Here is a 22,613-nt window from a genome sequence, read left to right as displayed (position 1 = left end):
ATGACTAAAAGTAACAAAAACACCATTCAAGAAAAGGATGCTGTATTGATAGGTGCGGGAATCATGAGCGCTACCTTGGGCATCATGTTAAACCAGATTCTGCCGGAAGCGAGTATAGAAGTTTTTGAACGTTTAGATGAAGTAGCAGCGGAAAGCTCGGATGCATGGAATAATGCTGGAACCGGACACTCTGCACTATGCGAATTAAACTATACACCAGAGTTGGCAGATGGTTCTGTCGAAATAAAAAAAGCTATTAATATTGCGGAGCAATTTGAGGTTTCAAAGGAATTTTGGGCCCAATTGGTGAGCAAGGGAATATTAAAGAACCCATCTCAATTTATCAGAAGTGTACCCCATATGAGTTTTGTGTGGGGAGATGCAAATGTCAATTACCTTAGAAAACGGTATGAGACGATGAAAGAGCATCACCTCTTTAAAGGAATGGAATATTCAGAAGATCACCAAGTCATCAAAGAATGGATTCCTTTGGTTATGGGAGGGCGAAATGACGATCAAGCCGTTGCCGCTACCAAAATGGATATCGGAACGGATGTTAATTTTGGTGCGCTTACCCGTTGTCTATTTGAATATCTGAAAAAGCAACCTAATTTTAAACTCCGTTTAGCCCATGAGGTGCGCGATTTAGAACGATTACCGGATGGCCGGTGGAAAATAGAGGTTAGGAATAGCACAACAAAGCGCAAACGAACCATTATTGCTAAGTTTGTGTTTATCGGTGCAGGTGGTGGCGCTTTGCCTTTACTTGAAAAGTCTGATATTAAAGAGGGAAAGGGCTTTGGAGGTTTTCCTGTCAGTGGTCAATGGCTACGATGTACGAATCCGGAGGTCATTGCTAAACATGAAGCGAAGGTGTACGGGAAGGCCGCTGTTGGATCTCCCCCCATGTCTGTCCCGCATTTGGATACGCGTATTATCGATGGTAAGAAGGCGTTGCTTTTCGGTCCTTATGCTGGCTTTTCTACGAAATTCCTGAAGAATGGCTCGTGGTTAGATTTGCCGGCTTCCATCAAAATTAATAATATCAGACCCATGTTGGCTGCTGGATTAGATAACCTGAAGTTGACGAAATACCTAATCGATCAGGTGAGGCAATCTCCAGATGATCGGATAGAAGCTTTGAGAGAATATGTGCCAACGGCCCGTAAAGAGGATTGGGAGCTGGAAATTGCCGGACAGCGTGTACAGGTCATTAAGAAAGATCCGGTGCACGGAGGTGTACTGGAATTCGGTACAGAGGTGGTAAGTAGTGCAGATGGCTCTATTTCTGCGTTACTGGGTGCATCTCCGGGTGCTTCAACATCCGTTTCCATTATGATAAAACTCTTGCAAAAATGTTTTCCGGAACAGGTTAAAGGCTGGGATGACAAGTTCAAAAAAATGATACCATCTTATGGAAAATCATTAGCGAACGATGCGAATTTGGCCACGGAAACACGGAGAAAAAGTAGTGAAGTACTGGAATTACAACAGTTAGTCGAGGAAAATATTTAGTATTGATAAACCTGTAAAAGAAAAGGGCGGAAAAATTTTTCCGCCCTTTTCTTTTACAGGTTATTGTCCGTTAATGACCAATTATTGTTCATTAACGGACAGTTCTTTCAGATAAAATGTTGCTTAAAAGGCACAGTAACCAATTGCTGAATTTGGCAATGCTATTGCTGAATGCTAACGGTGCGTGAAAATTAACATTAGGACGATACCCGATTATTGCTTAATTTTAGATAATTATTAATACTAACCGGTTTGACAGCAAAAATACTAAAACAACAACACCTTAGAAAAGCTATTTTAAGGCAGCTATACTATAATGGCGCCTTGTCCTTGGCCGATTTATGTTTGATGACACATAAAAGCTTGCCAGTCGTGTCATCTTCGGTAATAGCATTATTGGAAGAAAATTACATCATCGAATACGGACTAGCTCCTTCCACAGGCGGTAGACGGCCAACCACTTATCTTTTAAACAAGGAAAAGAATAGCTTTATTATATCAGTAGCTGTGGATCAGCTTGAAACACGGATTTGTATTTATAATCTTGGGAATGAGCTGGTACAGCCGATACATTCTTTCCGTCTGGAAATTACACAGAATCCAATTGCAATCGATCATCTTGTTGCTTGCATCAAAGAGGTACTTGCGAAGAGTAAATTGCCGGCTGATCAGATTTTGGGTGTCGGAATTGCCATGCCAGGTGTGTACAATATGAAAGAGGGGATTAATCATACCTATTTTCCCGATCATCAGCATTTACCAAAGCATATGAGCCGAAAACTCGGGCTTCCGGTTTATGTTGATAACGATTCGCGCGCCATTGCTATGGCCGAATTGAATTTTGGTACAGCGAAAGGCTATAAAGATGTAATGGTTGTCAATATCGGTTGGGGTATAGGCTTGGGTATGATCGTGGATGGAACGCTTTTTAGCGGACATAATGGTTATGCAGGTGAGTTCAGCCATATTCCTTTGGCAAACAGCAATAACTTATGTTCCTGTGGTAAACGCGGATGCCTGGAGGTGGATGCTTCCTTATTGGTTTTGGTTGAGAAGGCGAAGAAGGAAATGACAATTGGTGCCAAGTCGAGGTTGGAACAGCTCTTTCAAGACGAGGACAAGCTCTCGGGTGAGCACTTATTGAATGCTGCGAAGGCGGGTGATCCTTTGGCCGTTTCCTTGCTTGCGGAAGGTGGTTTTATGATCGGAAAGGGATTGGCAACGCTCATTCATATTATGAACCCCGAGCGCATTGTGTTAAGTGGAAGAGGGGCCGCTGCAGGCAAGATTTGGTTGGCACCGATTCATCAAGCGATAAACGAATTCTGTATTCCCAGATTGTCAGAGCAAACCACCATTGCTGTGTCTGATTTATCTAAAGAGGTACAACTCTTAGGTGCAGCTGCTTTAGTGATGGAGCGCTGTGAATTTTAGTGAATATTTGATTTCGTTCGATCTTTCGAAAAGCACATCCTTCAGATACCACCAAATTAATTAAGTAAGATATTCTTGATATGAGCACTAACTCGTGGGTGCCAACTATTTGTTAGTCAGTTTATAAAAATTCGATTGGAGGTCTTTTGAACTAAATTTCGTTATACGTGAACCTCTCCTTTGTTTTTGGCAAGAAATTTGTTCAGAGAGATCAATTAACCCTCTATTGGGGGTAATAAATTTAGTTTAAAAACAAAATATTTATTATGAGAAATCGATTTTTATCCTTATTAACAGTTTTTTTATTGGTGTTCTTGGCGCAAGAATCAAAGGCCCAGTATCGCAATGCCTTAGGATTAGGCATTGATCTAGGTGACGGCCAGACGTTAGTGGGACCACAATTAAAGCATTTTTTTAATTCAAAAGATGCCGCTAACGTGCAAGTTTTATTTGCAGATAACCACGTATTGCTTGGCGCGGATTATTCCTATAATCAAGCGATTCGCGGAGCGAGAGGACTTAACTGGTACATCGGTGTCGGTCCTCAATTAAGTTTTATTGATCGTGGACCTTTTGGTAATAAAACGTACTTTGCCATTCGGCCAGCGTTAGGTTTGGAGTATAAAATACCTTCCGCACCCTTAGCATTCCATTTTGATTGGAAGCCACGTTGGACCCTGACAGACGAATCGGATTTTGAACCCTCGCGTTTTAGTATTGGGTTTAAATACACTTTTAATTAAGTAAAATCCTTTCTTTAAATCACTAAGTCATTTTGAGTAAAAAAGAAGTGGTTCAGTTTTCAGTCTGAACCACTTCTTTTTTTAGTTATTTGTTATATTGTTCGATGATAAGATAACAATAAAATAGTTTTGATAATTGATTATTTGAAATAATTTTATAAAAAATGTTGAGTCTTTTTTAAGTCTTATGTATATATCAAACAGCGAGTCTCCGAAATATATATTATTGAGAGAAGCCTGAATACCAAATAGCATAGAAGCTTTTGAAAAGCAAAAGAATGTTGAGAGGCTTTGTTAAAGGATGCGTAAACACCGCTAATTCCTGTTAATACTGTTATAGATATAAAATACTTCCAATGACGATGGCTAGCTAACTGCTTGATTAACCTCTTTCCAGCTGAGTAGTTTCATCAATGATTTAACAGCTCTAATGCGCAGTATAGTTGTTTTTTTCATACCTTGCGTAAAAACTTAAAACGTAACTCTTATGAACAATATGATATCTCTGCTGCTCTCTTTTTTCGCCTTGAATTCTTAAGTCGTCTTTATAAAAATAAATTATGATTATTTTTATGTGTAAGAAAAATGGGTGTTCGTGTAAATTTTTTGTTAAAACAATATATTGAAAATATATTTGGTGTCTCTTATTGTTTTATTTAATTTATGTTTTTATGAGAATTAAATTTTTATTGTTAACTGCTGCTAATATTTTATTATTTGTGTATAGTTGTAAAAAGGAAACGAAGTTAACCAATGAAGCAGCGCAAGAGGTTCATCAAGACTCGAATCACAGCCAGATAGCACCGGCAATGAGGAAATTCTCGGAAATTTTTTCGAAGGCTATTGATGAAAATGCAGATTTGAGAAAATTTGTAAGACAGGAGGCACTGAAGGAATTTGATAACGATTATGACGTCTTTTATCCATTTGTAAAAGATGACATTGTTTCTGACGGTAAGTCTTTTAGACAGATATTGATGAAATACACTAGTGATGAAAGAGAATTAGAAGAAATAGAAAGTGCGTTACCATTGCTTACTATTTATGTTCCTGAACTACCTTCAGGGTTTAATGCGGAAAATTGGGATGATATTAATGAAAAACCCTATGTCTCACCAACAATAGTTCGAAATAAATTTATAAGTCTTTATAAAGAAGGTATTATTAAAGATTCATTGGAGATAGCCGCCGTTCCTGGCTTTCCCGTATTGGTCGTTAAAAACAATGAACGTCTTCGTTTAAAAAATAATCAGCAAGCACAACATCTTCTTTCGAAAGCACCTACATCTGCAAGGAATCCCAATGTCTTTCCTACAAAAGATTCGTACGAATTTATCGACGAGGCATTTGATGCAAAAGTTAAAAAACTATCTAGTCAAAGAGATGTAGCTCCACTGATAATAAAGGCTAACGGAGACCTAATCCCCGAAGTTGTGTCGGCTTTCAACGTAATGGGAATCAATAATCAATATTGGCAACGAGACCATATTTACTATGGTTTAACCACTGATCAAAATTCAAAAGGACCATTAAATAGACGTGTGATTGAACGAATTGAATCAATCAAATTTACATCAGATGCATTTTTTGTTATGTCGGATCAAGAAGGAGACCCTGTTTTTTATGACCGGAATGTATTAGCCGGACATAATCCCGACTGGGATGTCGTTCAGAATTTATTCTGGCAAGACGGAAGATTTGAAATTCATATCGATATACTTATAAATAATCTTTCAGGATTAGGAACAACATTACAAAAATTTTTTAGTGTATCACATAGAGAGCTGTTTGACGTTGTATATGAAAGAAAGAAAATGGTTTCAAACATTTATGAGTACCGGGCTATAGGTCTGTCTCCAAAAGATTACTATCCGCGAATTAACTTAATAAGCTGGAATCTAGAACAAAATGGGTTTGCATGGAAGTTTATCGTGTCCGAGAAGGATGAGGAAACGGTTGAAACTAGAACAGAGACAGTAACTTCTGAATTTGCAACCAACTTTGGAATCAATAATAATATCACTGAGAAGATCGGTATAAATTTCGGCGGATCCGCAAAAAAAACTATCGTGAACACGCATACTTTCGCTATTACACGTAATTCTGATCAATTGGGTACACTTGAATTAGATTTTTCAAAGCCTGTTGTAACATCGAACGATGGAACATCCTATAGCCTTTACAGTATCTCAAACCCCTATGTAGAGATGACAGTTTTACCAGTCTACGACTATTAAGTAATTTATGCTTCAATAAATTGGAAGATATTTAGTAAGTTCCAATTGGAAAAAAGGTCATCGACATCATCGGTGACCTTTTTCTGTCTTAATAACTATTAAGATCCCGTATGGTCGAGAAAAATGTCGCTAGCGACATTCTTATTTTCATTTAATTCTTCTGTGGACACGGGTGTATATTAAATTGAGAGTTTGGCTATGCTTTATTTTAGTATAAAGCTGTCGTTTTTATATCAGCCCGCAAGATGTTTATTTTCAATTAAAGTTGCTTACCTAAGCATAAGTTGAAATTCTTATACTTAAAATCCCGCAAAAAGCGGGATTTGTTTAGTGGAGATTACCGGAGTCGAACCGGTGACCTCTTGCATGCCATGCAAGCGCTCTAGCCAGCTGAGCTAAACCCCCGAGTTTTTTGTGTGGGGCAAAGATAGTAAATAGCAACATAAGTGCAAATTATTTGTTAAACAAAGAGGTCCTTATTGATCTTATCCGAGACTCATTGTTATTCTATAAATCAAAATTCTATAAATCAAAATTTACACCATTAATGAAAGCAGCCACACATGGCTATACCTTTAACCATCCTGCCTATAATAATGCCACTAAGACTTCAACTGAAGAAACGAATAGTGCCGATGTTGCTCAAATTGATAGTCTACTTACTATAGAGACGAAAACAGAAAATACCGGAGATTCTATCATCAATTAATGGGCTAATGAAACCGTTGAACATATGGCAATTTTGATGAAAATATACCTTAAACGGCGCATTATTTTCAATAAAAAATAACAAGATGTTCTTTATATTCGTTTTTAGTAATGGTTAGTCCACATAAAGCCTAATGCACTAAATTATGATTATCCTTAAAAAGCAACGCAACTTTCTTGTTATCGCATTTTTACTACTTTTTACATCCATTTTTCATGGCTGCCGGCAGCATGCAAACCCATCTGGTAAATCCGATGCTTTACCCCTTAATACACAACGGCGCTTTGTAATCGAGCATGTCAATTTAATTCCAATGACATCAAAAAATGAGGTTATTCGTGATGCCACGGTTGTTATCGACGATAACAAGATTATATCGATTAACGGAACGGTGCCCGATTCTGCTTATGTTATAAATGGAAAGGGAAAATGGTTGATACCTGGTCTTATTGATATGCATGTTCATAACCTGGCAAGCACCGGTTTCGGAAAGCACTATCCTACCAAAGCGGCAAATTTTTTTGTAGAAACGCAAGACTTCATGTTGCTGTATGTTGCCAACGGGGTGACAACGACGTTTGAGTTGAATGGACGGGCCGAACATTTCGGACAACGAAATGAGATCGCACAGAGAAAAGCTATCGGTCCGCGCATTGCCTTAGCTGCCTTGATCGATGGGGGCGATGCCACCGGTATGATTGCAAATACACCTGCTGACGGACGGCAAATTGTCCGTGTTGCAAAAGGACTGGGCTACGAATTTATTAAGGTCTATTCGAGTCTTAGCACCGAAACCTTTAAGGCCATCATTGCGGAAGCCGCTAAAGAAGGCATGAAGGTCGTGGGGCACATTCCCGATGCTTTTAAAGGTAAGCTGCAGGAAGCCTTTGTTCCCAATTTTGATTTGGTTGCCCATGCTGAAGAATTTGCTAAACAAACCACGGATTTCAGCGATAAAGATGCTGCTCGTTTTGCCGCGCTTGCAAAAAGAAATGGTACATGGCTATCTCCAACGCTGGTCACCATGGTGCGCATTGCACAGCAGGCGCGCACCTTGGATAGCGTTCGCAATTTACCCTATCTATCCTACGTTCATCCACTGGTGCAAAGCAAATGGTTAACCGCCAATCAATATAATCGAGATACCAATCCCGAACGAGTTGCCTACTTTGATAAATTGGTCGAGTTTCACAACAGGTTGGTAAAAGCATTCGAACGAGAAGGTGTCCCTATCCTGGCAGGTACAGATGCAGGTACCTCTGGTGTTGTATGGGGATATGCCCTACATGACGAGCTGGAACTGCTCGTTAAGGCCGGTCTGACGCCTGAGGAAGCATTGGCTTCGGCAACACGACTTCCGGCAACCTGGCTGCAAATCGATGACAAAATCGGCACCATTGAAGCGGGTAAATTGGCAGATCTTGTTTTGCTTGATGCCAATCCTTTGGAAAATATAGAAAATACCCGAAGAATTTCAGGTGTTTTTTTTGACGGCAGATGGATTGTTAAACCAACGATCGATAGTTTACTCTCGGATCTTTCTAAACGAAACCTGGCAAATAAGCAAAAATTTGACTGGCAAAAGAGAAACGATCAATAAGCAATTAATCATTTACTTCAGCAGGTTACGCCTGGAAAACAATTTATAAGACACACTGTTATTTCATAAATCAAATTTACATCATTGATGAAAGTAATTACATTTCGCTATACCTCGGCAATCATTTTGTTTTTAGTAATCGCTGCTTGCAATAATGCCACGAAGACTTCCACCGGGGAAATAGATAGTGCTGACACAACGCAGGTTGATCATTTGACCACTACAGATGCGACAACAGAGGATACCAGAGATTCGATTAATCTGCAATTGGAGAATGGTGAGGTTACCCACGAAGCAAGCATGGAAAAAGGAAAACATGTAGTGTTTTCATTTCATATCGAAAAGCTCGGGAAACTGTCCGCTTCTGTCAAACCCGGTGAAGCAAATGGAAACGTTCGAATTGCCCAGATCTTTTTACCTAATAATGTGGCAGATGGGCCCTTCGGTCCAAGTATGGAGTATAATTTAAAAGAACCCGGAACCTATCGGATCGTTGTCAGCGAAAATCAAATGGCAGGTGATCCTTATAATGGACCATTTACACTTTCGTTAAAAGTGACACCACGATAATTAGTGCCTGTGTTGCGTCATATTGGTAAGCTTTTCAACGATAGGTATATTATTGCCCGATATATCGTAGCGTCCGTCGTTGTAGTCAATGCGGGCAACTTCATTCTTTAAATTGTCAAAAATAATAAATGACTGCTTGTCATAAGTGCTGGAATAGCCCGCCCATTCGTGGTCTATTTCTTGTGCCCATTTTGCAAATCTCTCTAACATATTCAGTTTATTTAAGGACTCTTTACTTCCTGCGTCGTATTCTTCGCTTTCAGCTACATCCTATAACAAAGAAGTCATAGAAAAAGTTTAGTCTTTGATGGAATTGTTGTTGTAGGAGACTACGATTTTATCTATGTTTGAAAAAAAAGTTTGTACTTGTGTTTAACAGGTTTTATTTACAAACTAAACCTTCGTTTTATGACATTAGAGCCCGTATTCGCACTTCTTCTGATCAGTTTCCTTAAAAAAAAGGTCGACTATCGAAAGGTAGACTATGATTTGGCGAAATATCTTCAGTTTGGTTTTTATGCCAGTATCGCCTTGATTATTCTTGATATTGTCTCCAAGACCTATCTGATTACCTTAGGGGTGCAATTTTCTCTTTTTGCCTTATTATATATTGTTTATATAAGACCTGAATTACAAGTAGGAAGGCATATGATTTTTTCCATATTGCCTTATGCTATTCTTTCGTTTATCAGTTCTTTTGTTAGGAATTTCTTTCCTTCATTTTACCGAAGTAATAGTGATTTCTTTGAGAGCGCTGTATTATTTGGTGTGCTTTGGTACGGAGGTATGTGGCTGGTGAATAGAAATCAACGAAAGGCTTTGGAAAAAGAACGTGCTAGACGGGAATCGGAGGAGGCGCAGCATCGAGTTATGGCGCAATTGAAAGTTGATTTAGAAAAGGAAGTAGCCCAACGAACGGCTGAATTGGTTAAGCAAAAAGAAGAATTACAGCTGACATTAGACGAACTGAGGAATACACAAGCACAACTTATCCAATCCGAAAAGATGGCTTCTTTGGGTGAACTCACAGCAGGTATTGCCCATGAGATACAAAATCCACTGAATTTTGTTAATAATTTCTCCGAAGTAAGTATTGAGCTGTTAGATGAATTGAGAGAAGGACCTTTAAAAACGCTTGATGCGTCTCAGCAAGAAGAAGCGGAAGACATTATGGCCGATCTCACGCAGAACCTGGACAAGATTAATTTTCATGGTAAACGTGCTGACGGCATTGTTAAAAGCATGCTGCAGCATTCACGCAGTAGCAGTGGTAAAAAAGAAATGACCGATATCAATACCCTGGTCGATGAATACCTGCGATTAAGTTATCATGGCTTGAGAGCAAAGGATAAATCATTCAATGCAAGCATTGACACGCAATTTGACGCGACTTTGCCTGCAGTTGAAGTAGTGCCGCAGGATTTGGGCCGTGTGTTGCTCAATCTTTTCAATAATGCTTTTTACTCAGTTAATGAGAAAAAAAAGCAACTCGGGGAACATTTTACCGCTCAGGTGACGGTGACTACCGAGCGTGTTATAGCGCCCGATCAAAAGGCAATCATAAAGATCACAGTAGTCGACAATGGTTTAGGAATCCCAAAGGCAGTGTTGGAAAAGATATACCAACCGTTTTTTACTACCAAACCAACAGGAGAAGGAACTGGTTTAGGACTCTCTATGAGTTACGATATTATCACAAAAATGCATGGAGGTGAACTGCAAGTGGAAACCGAGGAAGGGGCATACGCTAAATTTATTATTACCATACCCGATAGATAATGAAAGTATTAGTAGTTGACGACGAAATAGATATACAACCTCTATTTAGGCAACGATTTCGTAAAGAAATTAAATCGGGCGAAATCATCTTTGAATTTGCATTGTCCGGAGAAGCGGCCGTTCAGTATCTCCACCAGGACGGATCGGAGGTGATTTTAATCTTATCCGACGTCAATATGCCTGGTATGAGCGGTCTGGAGCTTTTGTCGCATATTCGAGAAGAGCATGGCGGAACACCTCCTTTTGTTATGATGATTACCGCCTATGGGAATGAAGAGAATTATCAAGAATCGATGCGATTAGGGGCCAACGACTTTCTAACGAAACCGCTCGATTTTAATTTGTTGAAAGAAAAATTAAAAAACCTGGAAAAACATGGCTAAGATATTGGTTGTAGACGATGAAGCAGATCTCGAACTGTTGATTAGGCAGAAATTCAGAAAAAAAATCCGAGAGCAGACCTACTCATTTGTCTTTGCTAAGGATGGATTGGAAGCGCTCGAATGCTTGAAAAAGGAGCATGATATTGATGTTATTTTAAGCGATATCAATATGCCCGGAATGGATGGTTTAACCTTACTAACCAAGCTTCCCGAAGCAAACCCGGTCATTAGAGCGGTCATGGTGTCAGCTTATGGAGATATGGAAAATATCCGTACAGCCATGAATCGGGGCGCTTTTGACTTCGTTTGTAAGCCAGTAAATTTTGATGATCTTGATGTAACGATCGAAAAAACACTGGGTCATGTCGAACAAATTAAGAATACGCTAAAGGCGATTAAAGAAAATAATATTCTGAAGATGTATGTGGATGAGAATGTACTAAACTTTATGACGCATCAGGAATTTGAAAAAAGCCTTTTAGTGAACGAAACAATCGAAGCCACCATTGTATTTATTGATATATGCGGTTTTACCGCGATCACAGAAACCGTTGCCGCTGATGACGTGGTGAAGCTGATTAATGATCTATTTGATACGATTGTGAAGGAAATTATCAGTTATGCAGGGCATGTAGATAAATTTATGGGTGATGCCGTAATGGCCGTATTCAAAGGAGACTACCACCTGGATCGGGCAATTGATGCGGCACTTGCGGCGAAAGAAAAGATTGCCGCCATCGAATCAATCCGTTCAGGTAACCATACATTCAAACCGGAAGTATCCATCGGTATCAATACGGGAGAGGTGATTTCAGGAAATATTGGTTCGGCGTCGCTGAAACGCTTGGATTATACCGTCATTGGTGATGCTGTTAATTTAGCACAACGCTTACAATCAATCGCCAAAGCCGGTCAGATCGTTGTTGCCGAACATGTTTATGATCAGGCGAAACAATCGTTCGGCTTTTCATCACTTGGCACAGCATCGCTCAAAAACAAGGCGAAAGCTGTCAATATCTATGAGGTAATCGCATAGTAAGAGATTAATGTTCTCTTGCTCTTCTTTTCAAGATGCCACCGGCAGCTTCTTTAATGGTATTCGTGTACACGAATGCCTGCGGATCAATACGATGTACCATATTCTTAAGTCTTCGTACCTCAAATCGGGTGACGACGGTAAATACAATATCAACCGGGTGACTTGTGTCAAAGCTCTCCTTTAAAAAGCCGCGTTCACCTTTATAAACCGTTATTCCTTTACCCATCTCTTTTACCAATTTTTCCTTAATCAGATCACTTTGAGCGGATATAATATTAACGGCCGTATATTCTTCTAAACCTTCGATCACAAAAGTAATCGTCCTTGACGCTGTATAATAAGTTAAAATCGAATACAAGGCCGTTGGAAGTCCCAAATGCACAGCCGCAATCAAAAAAATAACAACATTAATCCCTAAAATAATTTCGCTAATCGTAAAGCTGCTTCGCTTAAGTGTATAGAGTGCCAGTACTTCAATACCATCCAGCGCGCATCCGCCCCGCATAGACAGGCCCACGCCTATCCCCATAAACACCCCACCAAAGATAGAAACGAGTAGCTTGTCGGATGTAATAATCGGATAAGGAACATATAATAGGCATATTCCCAGTAGTATCACACAGATCAGTGTTTTTAAAGCAAACTTTTTGCTTACCTGAAAGGCTCCCATAATAATAAGTGGAAGGTTGGCAAGCACAATAACATAAGCGATGTTAATATGGTAAATCTCGTGGATGAGGAGGGAAATCCCGGTAATACCACCATCAAAAAACTGATTAGGAACCAAAAAGCCTTTTAAGGCGAAGCCACAGAATAAAATACCGGCTACTACATAGATGATGTCACGGATTACAGCGATTGATTTTGAATTCATATTCTTAAGCTTCCCAATTTGTCTTTATTTTAGTTAAATTTTCTTCTTTTATTTTATTGCGCATTTTTTTGGCAGTATGGGTAAAGTAGTGATGGGCAGAAAGGAAATTTAACTGTATCTGCATATACTCTTCGTGAGATGATACGGTGCCAAGCGCTCGCATCTCCTCATAAAGCCGTTCACTGATTTCAAAAAAATCTTCCCTGCCCAAGTAATCTAAGTCGGCATCACAAATGATTTTTTCCAAATGAGTTTTAGGTGTTTGCGGCATTTTGGTGGTCATAATCAAATGACAGATCCGATTGATATCCTGTTTGTTATAAACGTAATAGGGGAGATGTTTCCTGGCGATGTCACAACCGTACGATTCGTGGTTTTCAGGTGATTGCAAAAAACCGGTATCGTGGAAGAGTGCCGCCGTTGATAAAATAGTCAATTCCTCGTTCGAAACCTGTTCCCCCGCCCCAATCTCCTTTACTGCGCGCATCACATCTTTCGTATGATCTGCATTGTGATAGGTAATAGAAGGGGAGAGTTCACGTTTCAACTTATCTAAAATGAATGTCGTAACCAGCTCCAGTTGCATGTTAGTCGTTAATAACACGCTAAGATATTAAAATTTCTTAAACGGGATAAGGAGATTATCTAGGAGCTAGGGAAATCGCTTTTAAAAAAGGAAAGTTTATTGGTTGTGAGTATCCGGTTGAGCGTTATGAGAAGGGTCTATACCGTTTGAAAGAACGTTATAATGGGCTATCTCCAATTTTACTATAGACAGTATAAAGAAAAAATACAAAAAATAGAAAAATAAATTATTAATCCTATACTATATCTATTTTTAAGCGTTAAAATATCGTAAATTGATCATATAATTTACGATAAATTTACGGTAAAAAAACGATAAATTTACGATAAAACTGAATCTTCTATAGACTTTATTATTCTTTTTATATGATTTTTTTATATATTTATTAATAAATATGGCCATAACTCATGGCAAAGAGTGGGTTAAGCATCGTATTTTTTTATTTTAAATCGAAAATTATGGGCACTTACAACAAAGGTATAAACGGACCTTTTAGCGGTAAAACGGGTAGTATTATCGGCAGCCGTTGGCGAGGGGTAAACTATATTAAAGGTTTTTCGAGGGCTTATAAAAACAAAGGTAAACCAACTGCCGAACAGCGGCAGCATTATAAAAAATTCAAATTGTTAAATGAGTTTTTAGCACCTATAAAAAACAAGCTAGATATAGGCTTTGGCAATTATATCAGCAAAGCAACCAGTCGCAATATTGCTTTTCAGCAAAATTTTGACCATGCCTTTTTAATGGATGAGAATAATGAACCCGCCCTGAACTACAGCATGATTCAACTCAGCAAAGGCTCCTTATTCACAGCTGGAGCCGAAAAATTAGCATTATTAGGGGATAGCCAACTGAAGGTGATGTGGAATCCTAAAACTTATGGACTGAGCGGCACCCTGGACGATCTAGTTCATATTGTATGTTACGTGGAAAAGACCGATTTCTTTTTTGTCCCGAACATTGTGCCTTTAAGATATCATGGAGAGGCTTTGGTCGAGTTTTACGCGTTGGAGGGTGAATTAATCCATGTTTGGTTGTTCCTCAGCGACAGTCAGGGAAAACGGGTGTCTTCTACCAAATACCTTTCGATAACCAATAACCAATAACCTAATCTTTATGGAATTTTTCTTTGACGCCCACAAACCAAAAAAGCAGAAGGAATCCTATGGAAAACTCGCCAGTCAACAGCGAATGCGCTTAGCTATGGCCTTTCTGAATCCTTTGAGGCCGGTTATAAACGACGGGTGGAGCCAATATGGAAACGGGAAAAAAAGTAAAGCTTTCGGCCAAGCACTTAAAAAGGTAATACAGGAAGCAGTCGAAGGAACCTACCCCGATCAGATGATTGTTCCCGAAAAGGTGATGATCAGTATGGGAGCTTTACCGATGCCTGCGATAGCCGATGTGGTGCGATCACCCGGTATATTGGAAGTCTTTTTTACGAACGAACCACATCCAATGGCGAGAGATAGTGATGAACTGGTATTAGTTGTAATCAGTCCTGAGCTCGGCATAGGTGCCAAGAGTGATCAAGTTTGGTATCGAAAAGATGGCCATATCGAAGTAGAACTTCCTGTACAGTTTGAAGCGGGTTCTTTTCATGCTTATATTTATTGTCACAATAAGAAGCAAACAAGCTATTCAAAAAGTTACTATTTGGGCCATTTTGAAGCAATGCTTGACCAAAATGATAAATTGTGATTATAAAAAATTAGGTTCTTCGTTTTAAACCGCAGAAGGGTTCTCTTTCTTTTTACAATATCCTTATAGTCATACTGAATCGGGCTTCTTTGGAGGTAATCTGCTTGTTATGAATATATTGTGTTTTTCATATCGATATAATTTGCAGAACTTTTGAGAAAAAATGAGGTATAATATCCCGCCCTTTCTCAATAGCTTTAACGAAAGAACCAATTTGTATAAAGCTAAAGCCAATGAAAAAGCAACGTAAAAAAATAGCACAACTGTTTGTTGGTGCGGTGAGTATCGTATTGATTATCAACGCCTGTAAGGAAAAAGACATTGCTCCTGGAGAAAGTGTGAAAGCGGAAGTTTCGACGAGTTCTGCTGCACAGCTAAACGCCATCGGTTTGATGAGTGGAAATCCTATTCTACCTGTACCAACGGCTGATCCGGATGTTATTTATGCTGATGGCAAATATTATATTTATACGACGGCAACAGGCCCGAATGCTAGCCAGTTTCATGCCTATTCCTCTCCTGATTTATTAAACTGGACAGATGAGGGAATTGTTTTAGACCTGGCTAATGTTAGTTGGGCGCAAACCGATGGCTGGGCACCGTCTGTCGTTGCACGTAATGGGAAATATTATTTTTACTTTACCGCAGCAAAAAAAATAGGGGTGGCTGTTGGTGATACGCCCATCGGCCCCTTTGTTGATAAAGGGAGCGCTTTGGCAACAGGTGATGGTTCTGACCCGATAGATCCCATGGTATTCATTGATACGGATGGACAGGCCTACATGTATTGGGGAAATACTACATTCAATATTCAACGTCTTGACAGTGATATGATCTCGCTAACGGGTGAGCGGGGACATAACAAACCTTCTAATTATTTTGAAGCAGCCTATGTGATAAAGCGAAATGATATTTATTACCTGATGTACTCTGTCAACCACTTCGGCAATGATGATTATCATGTTGAATATGCTACTTCAACGAACCCGATGGGACCTTGGACCAATAAAGGGCGGATTACGTCGCCACGAGGAGAGATAAAAGGACCGGGCCATAATGCGGTTATTAGAAAGCCTGGCTGCAGCGAAGAGTATTTTTTCGTTTATCACCGTCGAACCAGTACAAATATTCATGAACGTCAAGTGGCCATCGATCGAATGTTTTTCGATGCAGCAGGTAACATTATGCCAATAAATATTACGAACTCAGGTGTTACTCAAACTGGCCCTTCAGCACCATGTTATACTCCCGACCCTATACCGGACGGACAATATGCCATCCGATCAAAGGTAAACACGACTACCGGCGCGGGTTTATATCTTGATATTGCAGGATGTTCTCAGGGAAACGCGGATGTAAGAACATGGACGCGAACAGACTGTGATGGCCAGAAATGGAACCTGACGTATCAAGGGAATGGCTTTTATAAAATTATATCAGCACTACCTACTCACAAATCGCTCGATCTGGATGCTTGCGGAATAGATCGTGGTGCAAATATTCAGGTTTGGGATGTTTTTTCGAACGATTGCCAACTTTGGCGTATCGAATCCTTGGGTAATGGCTCATATCGGATCATGTCCAAATCAAGTAACAATGTATTGGATATTGCTGATGGGGATCCTACACCGGGAGCCGATGTTCGCTCATGGAACTGGAACGGTACGGATGCGCAGATATGGGAATTCGAAGCCCCTTGATATTTTTCGGGAAATGCAGCTCATCCGTTGATCGCATAATTTTAACAATCGTTCAATTTTGCTAAACAAGCAATTTAACGATTTAATAATATTGCCCTATAGCGAACATCTAATTTTCTAAATAATTTTGACGCGATTAATTTCAAAAAAGCAGGTGATGGTATCAAGGTTTTTAATGTCACTAAACCTGAAGGGTTAGGATATGATGAATAATTCACGCAGAGATTTTCTTAAAAAAGCAACGCTCCTGTCAGGAAGTGCCGCTTTGGCGCATATGATGCCTCCTACAATTCAGAAAGCTTTGGCTATTGATCCGGCAAATGGGAGTACATTTTACGATGCTGAACATGTGGTTTTCTTGATGCAGGAAAATAGATCGTTCGATCATCTTTATGGCACATTAAGAGGTGTGCGTGGGTTTAATGATCCCCGTGCTATCCAATTGGCTAATAAAAATCGTGTTTGGTTGCAATCCAATCGGGCAGGCGAAACCTATGCACCCTTCCGGCTAAATACGAAAGAAACGAAAGTGCCCTGGATGGGCTCAACACCCCATGGTTGGGCTGATCAGACGGACGCCCGTAATCATGGAAAATATGATCGTTGGTTAGAGGTGAAAAAGCCTTACAATAAGGTATATGCGGATATACCGCTTACTTTGGGTTATTGCGATCGTTCTGATTTTCCTTTCTATTATTCTTTGGCCGATGCGTTTACTGTTTGCGATCAACATTTCTGTTCGAGTATTACCGGTACGCATCCGAATCGTTGGTACTGGATGACCGGTACGGTGAGGGAGCGTAATGAAGTAGAGGCAAAAGCACATCTGTGGAATATCAGCAATTATAATAAACCGGAACTGACGTGGAAGACTTTTCCCGAGCGCTTGGAAGAGCACGGAGTGTCTTGGCGCATATATCAGAATGAGTTAACTATGGGCTTTGGACTCAAGGGGGAGGAGAGTGCTTGGTTAAGTAATTTCGGTACGAATGTGATGGAATATTTCCAAGCCTATAATGTTCGTTTACACCCAAGTAGCGTGGCCAACCTTCGGGAGCGAAAGGGCTTGATACAGAAGGAGATTGCTCGACTTGAAGAATCGGCTACAACGGACGATGATAAGCAACGCTTGGCAGCAGCCAAAAAAGTGTTGACGATGATCGAGGCTGATCAATTGCACTATACGGCGGAAGCTTATCAAAAATTAAGCGACAGGGAAAAGGCGCTGAATAGCAAAGCTTTTACGGTAAATAGTGAAGATGTTGATTTTCATCAGCTCACCAAATTAAATTATACAGATGAGGGGACCGATCGTGAACTATATATTCCTAAGGGGGATGTGTTGCATCAGTTTCGCAAAGATGTTAGGAATGGTGCCTTGCCCACGGTTTCCTGGCTAATGACACCGGCCAATTTTTCGGATCATCCGGGTTGTCCCTGGTTCGGTTCCTGGTATGTGAATGAGGTGATGGAAATTCTTTTGGAAAATCCAGCGGTGTGGCAAAAAACGATCTTTATTTTAACCTATGATGAAAATGATGGTTTCTTTGATCACATACCACCTTATGCGGTTCCGAATCCTTACAAGGAAAATAGGGGAAAGGTTTCTGCTAGTATAGATAGCCGAATGGATTTTGTGACGAAAGATCAACAGACAAATCCTTCTGTGATGGAAAATCGGCTTCGCGAAAGCTCTATTGGTTTGGGATATCGTGTCCCCTTAATTGTTGCGTCTCCATGGACACGCGGCGGTTTCGTCAATTCCGAACTTTTTGACCATACTTCGTCGCTGCGTTTTCTGGAGCATTTTATCAATAAGAAATATAATAAACAGCTAAGGGAAGAGAATATTACCACTTGGCGTCGAAGCATATGTGGTGATTTGACCTCGATTTTCCGTCCTTACCACGGCGAGCGGATAACCGGCCCGGAATTTTTAAACAAAGAAGCTTTCTTGGAAGATATCCATAAAACGCAGTTTAAGGACATACCTCATAATTTTAAAAACTTGACGGCAGCAGACATTGCACAGATTAATAAAGAGCCAAAGGATTCTCCTTATTTTCCAAAGCAGGAGAAAGGAACCAAGCTTGCCTGCGCTTTACCTTATGAGCTATATGTAGAAGGGATTTACGACGCTGCGAAAGAGAAATATCACGTGCGTTTTGCAGCCGATCAGCATATTTTTGGTAAACAATCCGCAGGATCTCCCTTTCTGGTGTACGCGATGAATCCCTATGAAGGGGAAGTGTTACGCACCTGGGAGTATGCCGTTGCTGCAGGCGATCGATTGGAAGATCAATGGGCATTAAGGGCCTTTGAACAAAAGCAATATCATTTACGGGTATATGCACCCAACGGCTTTTATCGCGAATTTATGGGAAGTAGTGAGCATCCCGGTATTGCGGTTACCTGCGCCTACGAACGACAGGAGAAACAAAGGGGCGGATTGACAGGTAATGTGGTGATTAAGCTAAAAAATAACAGTAAAATGGAAAGAACAGTTTCCATAACGGATAATAGTTATCAAAAAGAAACGACCAGCCATGTTCTATCACCAGGCAGCAACATGGATATCATAATGGATTTGAAAGGTAGCCACCAATGGTACGATTTTACCGTTCGCGAAATCAATGAAGCGTCTTGGGCAGAACGTTTTGCCGGGCATGTAGAAACCGGTCAAGTCTCAAAGACAGATCCACTGATGGGCGGCGAGGTCTAAATCCGATATTTCGTTAACTTGCAGGCTCATCTGGTTTTCTCATTTCATTTCCGATATGATTTGCGGTAACAAAAGAAGCGATCATGCTATTGAGCATCTCGCCCGCAGCATGTGGTGAATTGGGAAGCAAAATCAAATTGGATTTACCTAAGGTTCCCATAGCTTGCAGTGTATCGTAATGCTGCGTAACGACAATCAGTGCTGAAGCTTCTTGCGAATTGATACCTACTTTGTTAAGAACGTTCACCGATTCCTCTAAGCCTTTCGCAATTTCCCTACGTTGATTCGCAATACCTTGCCCTTGAAGACGCTTGCTTTCAGCTTCAGCTTTCGCTTTTTCTACTGTTAATATCCGTTGGGCATCTCCTTCATATTGAGCAGCCACTTTCGCTCGCTCTGCTGCATTTATTCGGTTCATGGCCTGCTTTACCTGTTCGTCAGGATCGATATCGGTCACCAACGTTTTGACAATATCGTAGCCATAATCATTCATAGCTTCTTGTAATTCTCCTTTAACTGCAACAGCGATATCATCCTTTTTTTCAAAAACGTAATCCAATTTAAGCTTGGGAACTTCTGCCCGTACCACATCAAATACATAGGAGGTAATCTGCGTATAGGGATTGTCTAGTTTATAAAAGGCCTCGTATACCTTGTCCTTGATGACAACGTACTGAACTGAAATTTTTAATTTGACAAAAACGTCATCTTGTGTTTTCGTTTCGACTACAACATCCAATTGTTGGATTTTTAGCGAAAGACGAGAAGCAATCCGATCGGCAAAAGGAATTTTGAACTGAAATCCGGCCTGACGTATACCTTGAAATTTACCAAAGCGTTCGATTATCACTGCCGTTTGTTGTTTCACGGTAAAAAATAGGCCCAAAAAACTTAACAAAAAGATTCCAATAACAAGATAGAGTATCCAAGAGAAGGTAGCTAAAATATCAAAAATATTCATAGGCTTTTTCCGTAAGATAGAGAAATTTTGGTCATTATCCAAATAAGATCGTGTAAAAGGGAGAAAAAAAACAGTTTTGGCATCTATTTAAACCCAAGTCATGGGCTGAATAGCAAAGTTAATTGTACAGGAGTGGTTAAGACGCAAAAGCATTTTTTTGCAATAAATGTTGCTGAAATAAATAAACATTAAGATTTATTTATGATTTGTTAACAAAGGGACTTTAGCTTTGGCGACTGGAAATAACCCTGTTGATCATTCAACGCTATGACGACCTCCTTTTCAACTGTATTTGCCGAGAAAGAGCTTATAAATCAAATGAAGACCGACGATCCGGTAGCTTTCGGAAAGATTTATGACCATTATAGTGGAGCGATTTATGGTAAACTGGTGAAATTGGTGAAAATTACTGCTATAGCCGATGAACTGCTCCAGGATATTTTCTTAAAAGTTTGGGAGAATCGCCATATTCTAGACGTAAATTACACGCTTAAGCCCTGGTTGTACAAGGTCACTGAAAACGAAATCTATAAATTTTACCGAAAGGTAGCGCTGGACATTAAGCTACAGACGCATATTTTACAGACCTTTGATGAGCTATACACTCATACGGAAGAGGATTACTATCTTAAAGAAAGCCGTAAGCTATTGCAGGATGCAATGACCAATATGCCACCACGTTGCCGGGAAGTTTTTGAGTTATGCCGCTTGCAGGGAAAAAGCTATGAGGAGGCGGCACTATTATTAGATATATCCACATCTACGGTTAGCAATCACCTTGTCCGTGCTACAGCAATCGCCCGAAAAACCCTTTTTCAATCTGTTGAGATAGCCCTGATTGTCGTAACCGCCTATATGCTCCGTAACTAGGAGAGAAAAAGCGTAGCGGATTTCTTCCGTTCGAAAAAAATCAAAAAAAGTAAAAAAAGATTAGTGTGTTTTTTCCGCTCGCGCATATTAGTAATAAAAGAGCATAAAGTGGATAAAAAGAACAGCCATATCAACCCGCTACTTCAAAAATATTTTGATAATACATGCACACCTGAAGAATTGCTTTCTCTCTTTGCCTATTTTGCCGTGGCGAATGAAGAGGAATTACGTTTACAGGTCCGGACATTGATAGATGTTGAGGAAATAGTTCTGCAGGAAGAGCAGAATCCTCTTCAAACGATTAAGGACCGACTGTTAGAAAAGATCGATATGGAAAGACCTCGACGTCGAAGTGACCACTTTTCCAATTATATAAAATATGCCGCTGCTATAGTTCTGGTCGTATGCCTTACGAAGGTCTTGGTTGGACATTTTTCAACAGTTCCTGTAAAAACGGCAAGGTCATTAACTGAAAATAGACAGCGAACAAGGATTTTTCAACAACAAAATTTTTCAAGCGATGTGCGAGCGCTAAAATTCGCAGATGGATCTACGGTCATGTTATATCCCCAAAGTATTGTTCTGTACAATGGAACTTTTGGGAAAGACAATCGAAGCATTGAATTGATCAAAGGGCGTGCCCGCTTTGACGTAAAACCAGTCCCTGGACTTCCGTTTGTTGTAAAAAGTAACCATTTGATAACTAATGTTTTAGGAACGGTTTTCGATGTGGATCTACGAAATAAAAACTACGCCGATGTTAAACTGCTTAAAGGCAAGGTGGTGGTTTATAGTGGCAGAGACTTCAAAAAAGAAACTTATCTGATGCCTGGGAAAAAACTCAGGTTAGACCTGAAGTCGGGTGTAGTAGACGTTACAACCGCCAAAAATGTACAAGCTTTTAAGCAAATACCTTCTTCCAAAGCAGAAGAACCAATTGTTTCGCTTTCATTTCGAAATACCGCGGTATCAGAAACATTCAGCACCTTAGAGAAACACTACAAGGTATCGATTGATTACGAAGTAAAGGATGTTAAAAATCTATATTTCACGGGTAATCTCGAAGAAGATATGCCACTTTCAACTGCACTATCCATTATTTGTACGATGAACAATCTCTTTTTTGATCAACAAGGGGATACGATCCTGATTAGTAAAAAAAAACAATAAAATAATCTAAACGTGACACG

20 protein-coding genes and 1 tRNA gene are annotated in these 22,613 nt (G+C 39.9%); 16 read left to right on the top strand and 5 right to left on the bottom strand.

Annotated features, from left to right (window positions below):
* From RYH73_RS16725 to RYH73_RS16710, 4 genes are all read left to right on the top strand, one after another.
* On the top strand, positions 1 to 1,515 hold the full coding sequence (locus RYH73_RS16725; RefSeq protein WP_335314595.1) for a malate:quinone oxidoreductase: 1,515 nt from the start codon (positions 1 to 3) through the stop codon (positions 1,513 to 1,515).
* A 252-nt stretch (positions 1,516 to 1,767) separates the two neighbouring features.
* Entirely contained in the window at positions 1,768 to 2,949 is a 1,182-nt protein-coding gene (locus RYH73_RS16720) for an ROK family protein (RefSeq protein ID WP_335314594.1), read from the top strand.
* A 266-nt stretch (positions 2,950 to 3,215) separates the two neighbouring features.
* Entirely contained in the window at positions 3,216 to 3,692 is a 477-nt protein-coding gene (locus RYH73_RS16715; protein ID WP_335314593.1) for a hypothetical protein, read from the top strand.
* Positions 3,693 to 4,363: 671 nt separating this feature from the next.
* Complete coding sequence (locus RYH73_RS16710; RefSeq protein ID WP_335314592.1) at positions 4,364 to 5,929, top strand: hypothetical protein; 1,566 nt, start codon at positions 4,364 to 4,366, stop codon at positions 5,927 to 5,929.
* A gap of 331 nt (positions 5,930 to 6,260) precedes the next feature.
* On the opposite strand, the gene RYH73_RS16705 is transcribed toward RYH73_RS16710, so the two are convergent.
* Positions 6,261 to 6,334, bottom strand: a tRNA-Ala gene (locus tag RYH73_RS16705).
* Between the two features lie 142 nt (positions 6,335 to 6,476).
* Here RYH73_RS16705 and RYH73_RS16700 point away from each other — a divergent pair.
* From RYH73_RS16700 to RYH73_RS16690, 3 genes are all read left to right on the top strand, one after another.
* On the top strand, positions 6,477 to 6,638 hold the full coding sequence (locus tag RYH73_RS16700) for a hypothetical protein (protein ID WP_335314591.1): 162 nt from the start codon (positions 6,477 to 6,479) through the stop codon (positions 6,636 to 6,638).
* Positions 6,639 to 6,783: 145 nt separating this feature from the next.
* Entirely contained in the window at positions 6,784 to 8,238 is a 1,455-nt protein-coding gene (locus RYH73_RS16695; protein WP_335314590.1) for an amidohydrolase family protein, read from the top strand.
* An 87-nt stretch (positions 8,239 to 8,325) separates the two neighbouring features.
* A complete protein-coding gene (locus RYH73_RS16690) occupies positions 8,326 to 8,808 on the top strand; it encodes a hypothetical protein (protein ID WP_335314589.1) in 483 nt (160 codons plus the stop codon).
* On the opposite strand, the gene RYH73_RS16685 is transcribed toward RYH73_RS16690, so the two are convergent.
* A complete protein-coding gene (locus RYH73_RS16685) occupies positions 8,809 to 9,018 on the bottom strand; it encodes a hypothetical protein (RefSeq protein WP_335314588.1) in 210 nt (69 codons plus the stop codon).
* A 198-nt stretch (positions 9,019 to 9,216) separates the two neighbouring features.
* Here RYH73_RS16685 and RYH73_RS16680 point away from each other — a divergent pair, with 198 nt between their 5' ends.
* The 3 genes from RYH73_RS16680 to RYH73_RS16670 are packed head-to-tail and all read left to right on the top strand — an operon-like array spanning position 9,217 to position 12,006.
* Positions 9,217 to 10,587, top strand: a complete 1,371-nt coding sequence (locus RYH73_RS16680; RefSeq protein WP_335314587.1) for a sensor histidine kinase — start codon at positions 9,217 to 9,219, stop codon at positions 10,585 to 10,587.
* Entirely contained in the window at positions 10,587 to 10,970 is a 384-nt protein-coding gene (locus RYH73_RS16675) for a response regulator (protein ID WP_335314586.1), read from the top strand. Before RYH73_RS16680 ends, RYH73_RS16675 begins: the two co-directional genes overlap by 1 nt.
* Positions 10,963 to 12,006, top strand: coding sequence for a response regulator (locus tag RYH73_RS16670; RefSeq protein ID WP_335314585.1), 1,044 nt, complete (start codon positions 10,963 to 10,965; stop codon positions 12,004 to 12,006). The genes RYH73_RS16675 and RYH73_RS16670 overlap by 8 nt, the downstream gene beginning before the upstream one ends.
* Positions 12,007 to 12,013: 7 nt before the next feature.
* Here the strand turns inward: RYH73_RS16670 and RYH73_RS16665 are convergent, their stop codons facing one another.
* Complete coding sequence (locus RYH73_RS16665) at positions 12,014 to 12,883, bottom strand: YitT family protein (RefSeq protein WP_335314584.1); 870 nt, start codon at positions 12,881 to 12,883, stop codon at positions 12,014 to 12,016.
* Positions 12,884 to 12,887: 4 nt separating this feature from the next.
* Positions 12,888 to 13,487, bottom strand: coding sequence for an HD domain-containing protein (locus RYH73_RS16660; protein WP_335314583.1), 600 nt, complete (start codon positions 13,485 to 13,487; stop codon positions 12,888 to 12,890).
* Positions 13,488 to 13,927: 440 nt separating this feature from the next.
* Between RYH73_RS16660 and RYH73_RS16655 the strand changes: the two genes are divergently transcribed.
* The 4 genes from RYH73_RS16655 to RYH73_RS16640 all read left to right on the top strand — a co-directional run bounded on the left by RYH73_RS16655 (position 13,928) and on the right by RYH73_RS16640 (position 19,592).
* Positions 13,928 to 14,575, top strand: a complete 648-nt coding sequence (locus RYH73_RS16655) for a DUF6266 family protein (RefSeq protein ID WP_335314582.1) — start codon at positions 13,928 to 13,930, stop codon at positions 14,573 to 14,575.
* Between the two features lie 10 nt (positions 14,576 to 14,585).
* Positions 14,586 to 15,170, top strand: coding sequence for a DUF6266 family protein (locus tag RYH73_RS16650; RefSeq protein ID WP_335314581.1), 585 nt, complete (start codon positions 14,586 to 14,588; stop codon positions 15,168 to 15,170).
* Positions 15,171 to 15,403: 233 nt separating this feature from the next.
* Positions 15,404 to 16,870, top strand: coding sequence for a family 43 glycosylhydrolase (locus tag RYH73_RS16645; protein WP_335314580.1), 1,467 nt, complete (start codon positions 15,404 to 15,406; stop codon positions 16,868 to 16,870).
* A gap of 202 nt (positions 16,871 to 17,072) precedes the next feature.
* Positions 17,073 to 19,592, top strand: coding sequence for a phosphocholine-specific phospholipase C (locus RYH73_RS16640; RefSeq protein ID WP_335314579.1), 2,520 nt, complete (start codon positions 17,073 to 17,075; stop codon positions 19,590 to 19,592).
* 13 nt (positions 19,593 to 19,605) lie between these two features.
* Here the strand turns inward: RYH73_RS16640 and RYH73_RS16635 are convergent, their stop codons facing one another.
* Positions 19,606 to 20,553 (bottom strand): SPFH domain-containing protein, encoded by a 948-nt coding sequence (locus RYH73_RS16635; RefSeq protein WP_335314578.1) that lies wholly within the window; start codon positions 20,551 to 20,553, stop codon positions 19,606 to 19,608.
* 267 nt (positions 20,554 to 20,820) lie between these two features.
* Here RYH73_RS16635 and RYH73_RS16630 point away from each other — a divergent pair, with 267 nt between their 5' ends.
* Entirely contained in the window at positions 20,821 to 21,423 is a 603-nt protein-coding gene (locus RYH73_RS16630) for an RNA polymerase sigma factor (RefSeq protein WP_335314577.1), read from the top strand.
* Positions 21,424 to 21,531: 108 nt separating this feature from the next.
* Positions 21,532 to 22,593: a FecR family protein gene (locus RYH73_RS16625; protein WP_335314576.1), complete on the top strand. Its 1,062-nt coding sequence runs from the start codon at positions 21,532 to 21,534 to the stop codon at positions 22,591 to 22,593.
* Positions 22,594 to 22,613 lie beyond the last annotated feature (20 nt).

The organism is Olivibacter sp. CPCC 100613 (assembly GCF_036959255.1).
GTDB lineage: Bacteria > Bacteroidota > Bacteroidia > Sphingobacteriales > Sphingobacteriaceae > Olivibacter.
This window is presented reverse-complemented; position numbering and strand designations above follow the sequence as displayed.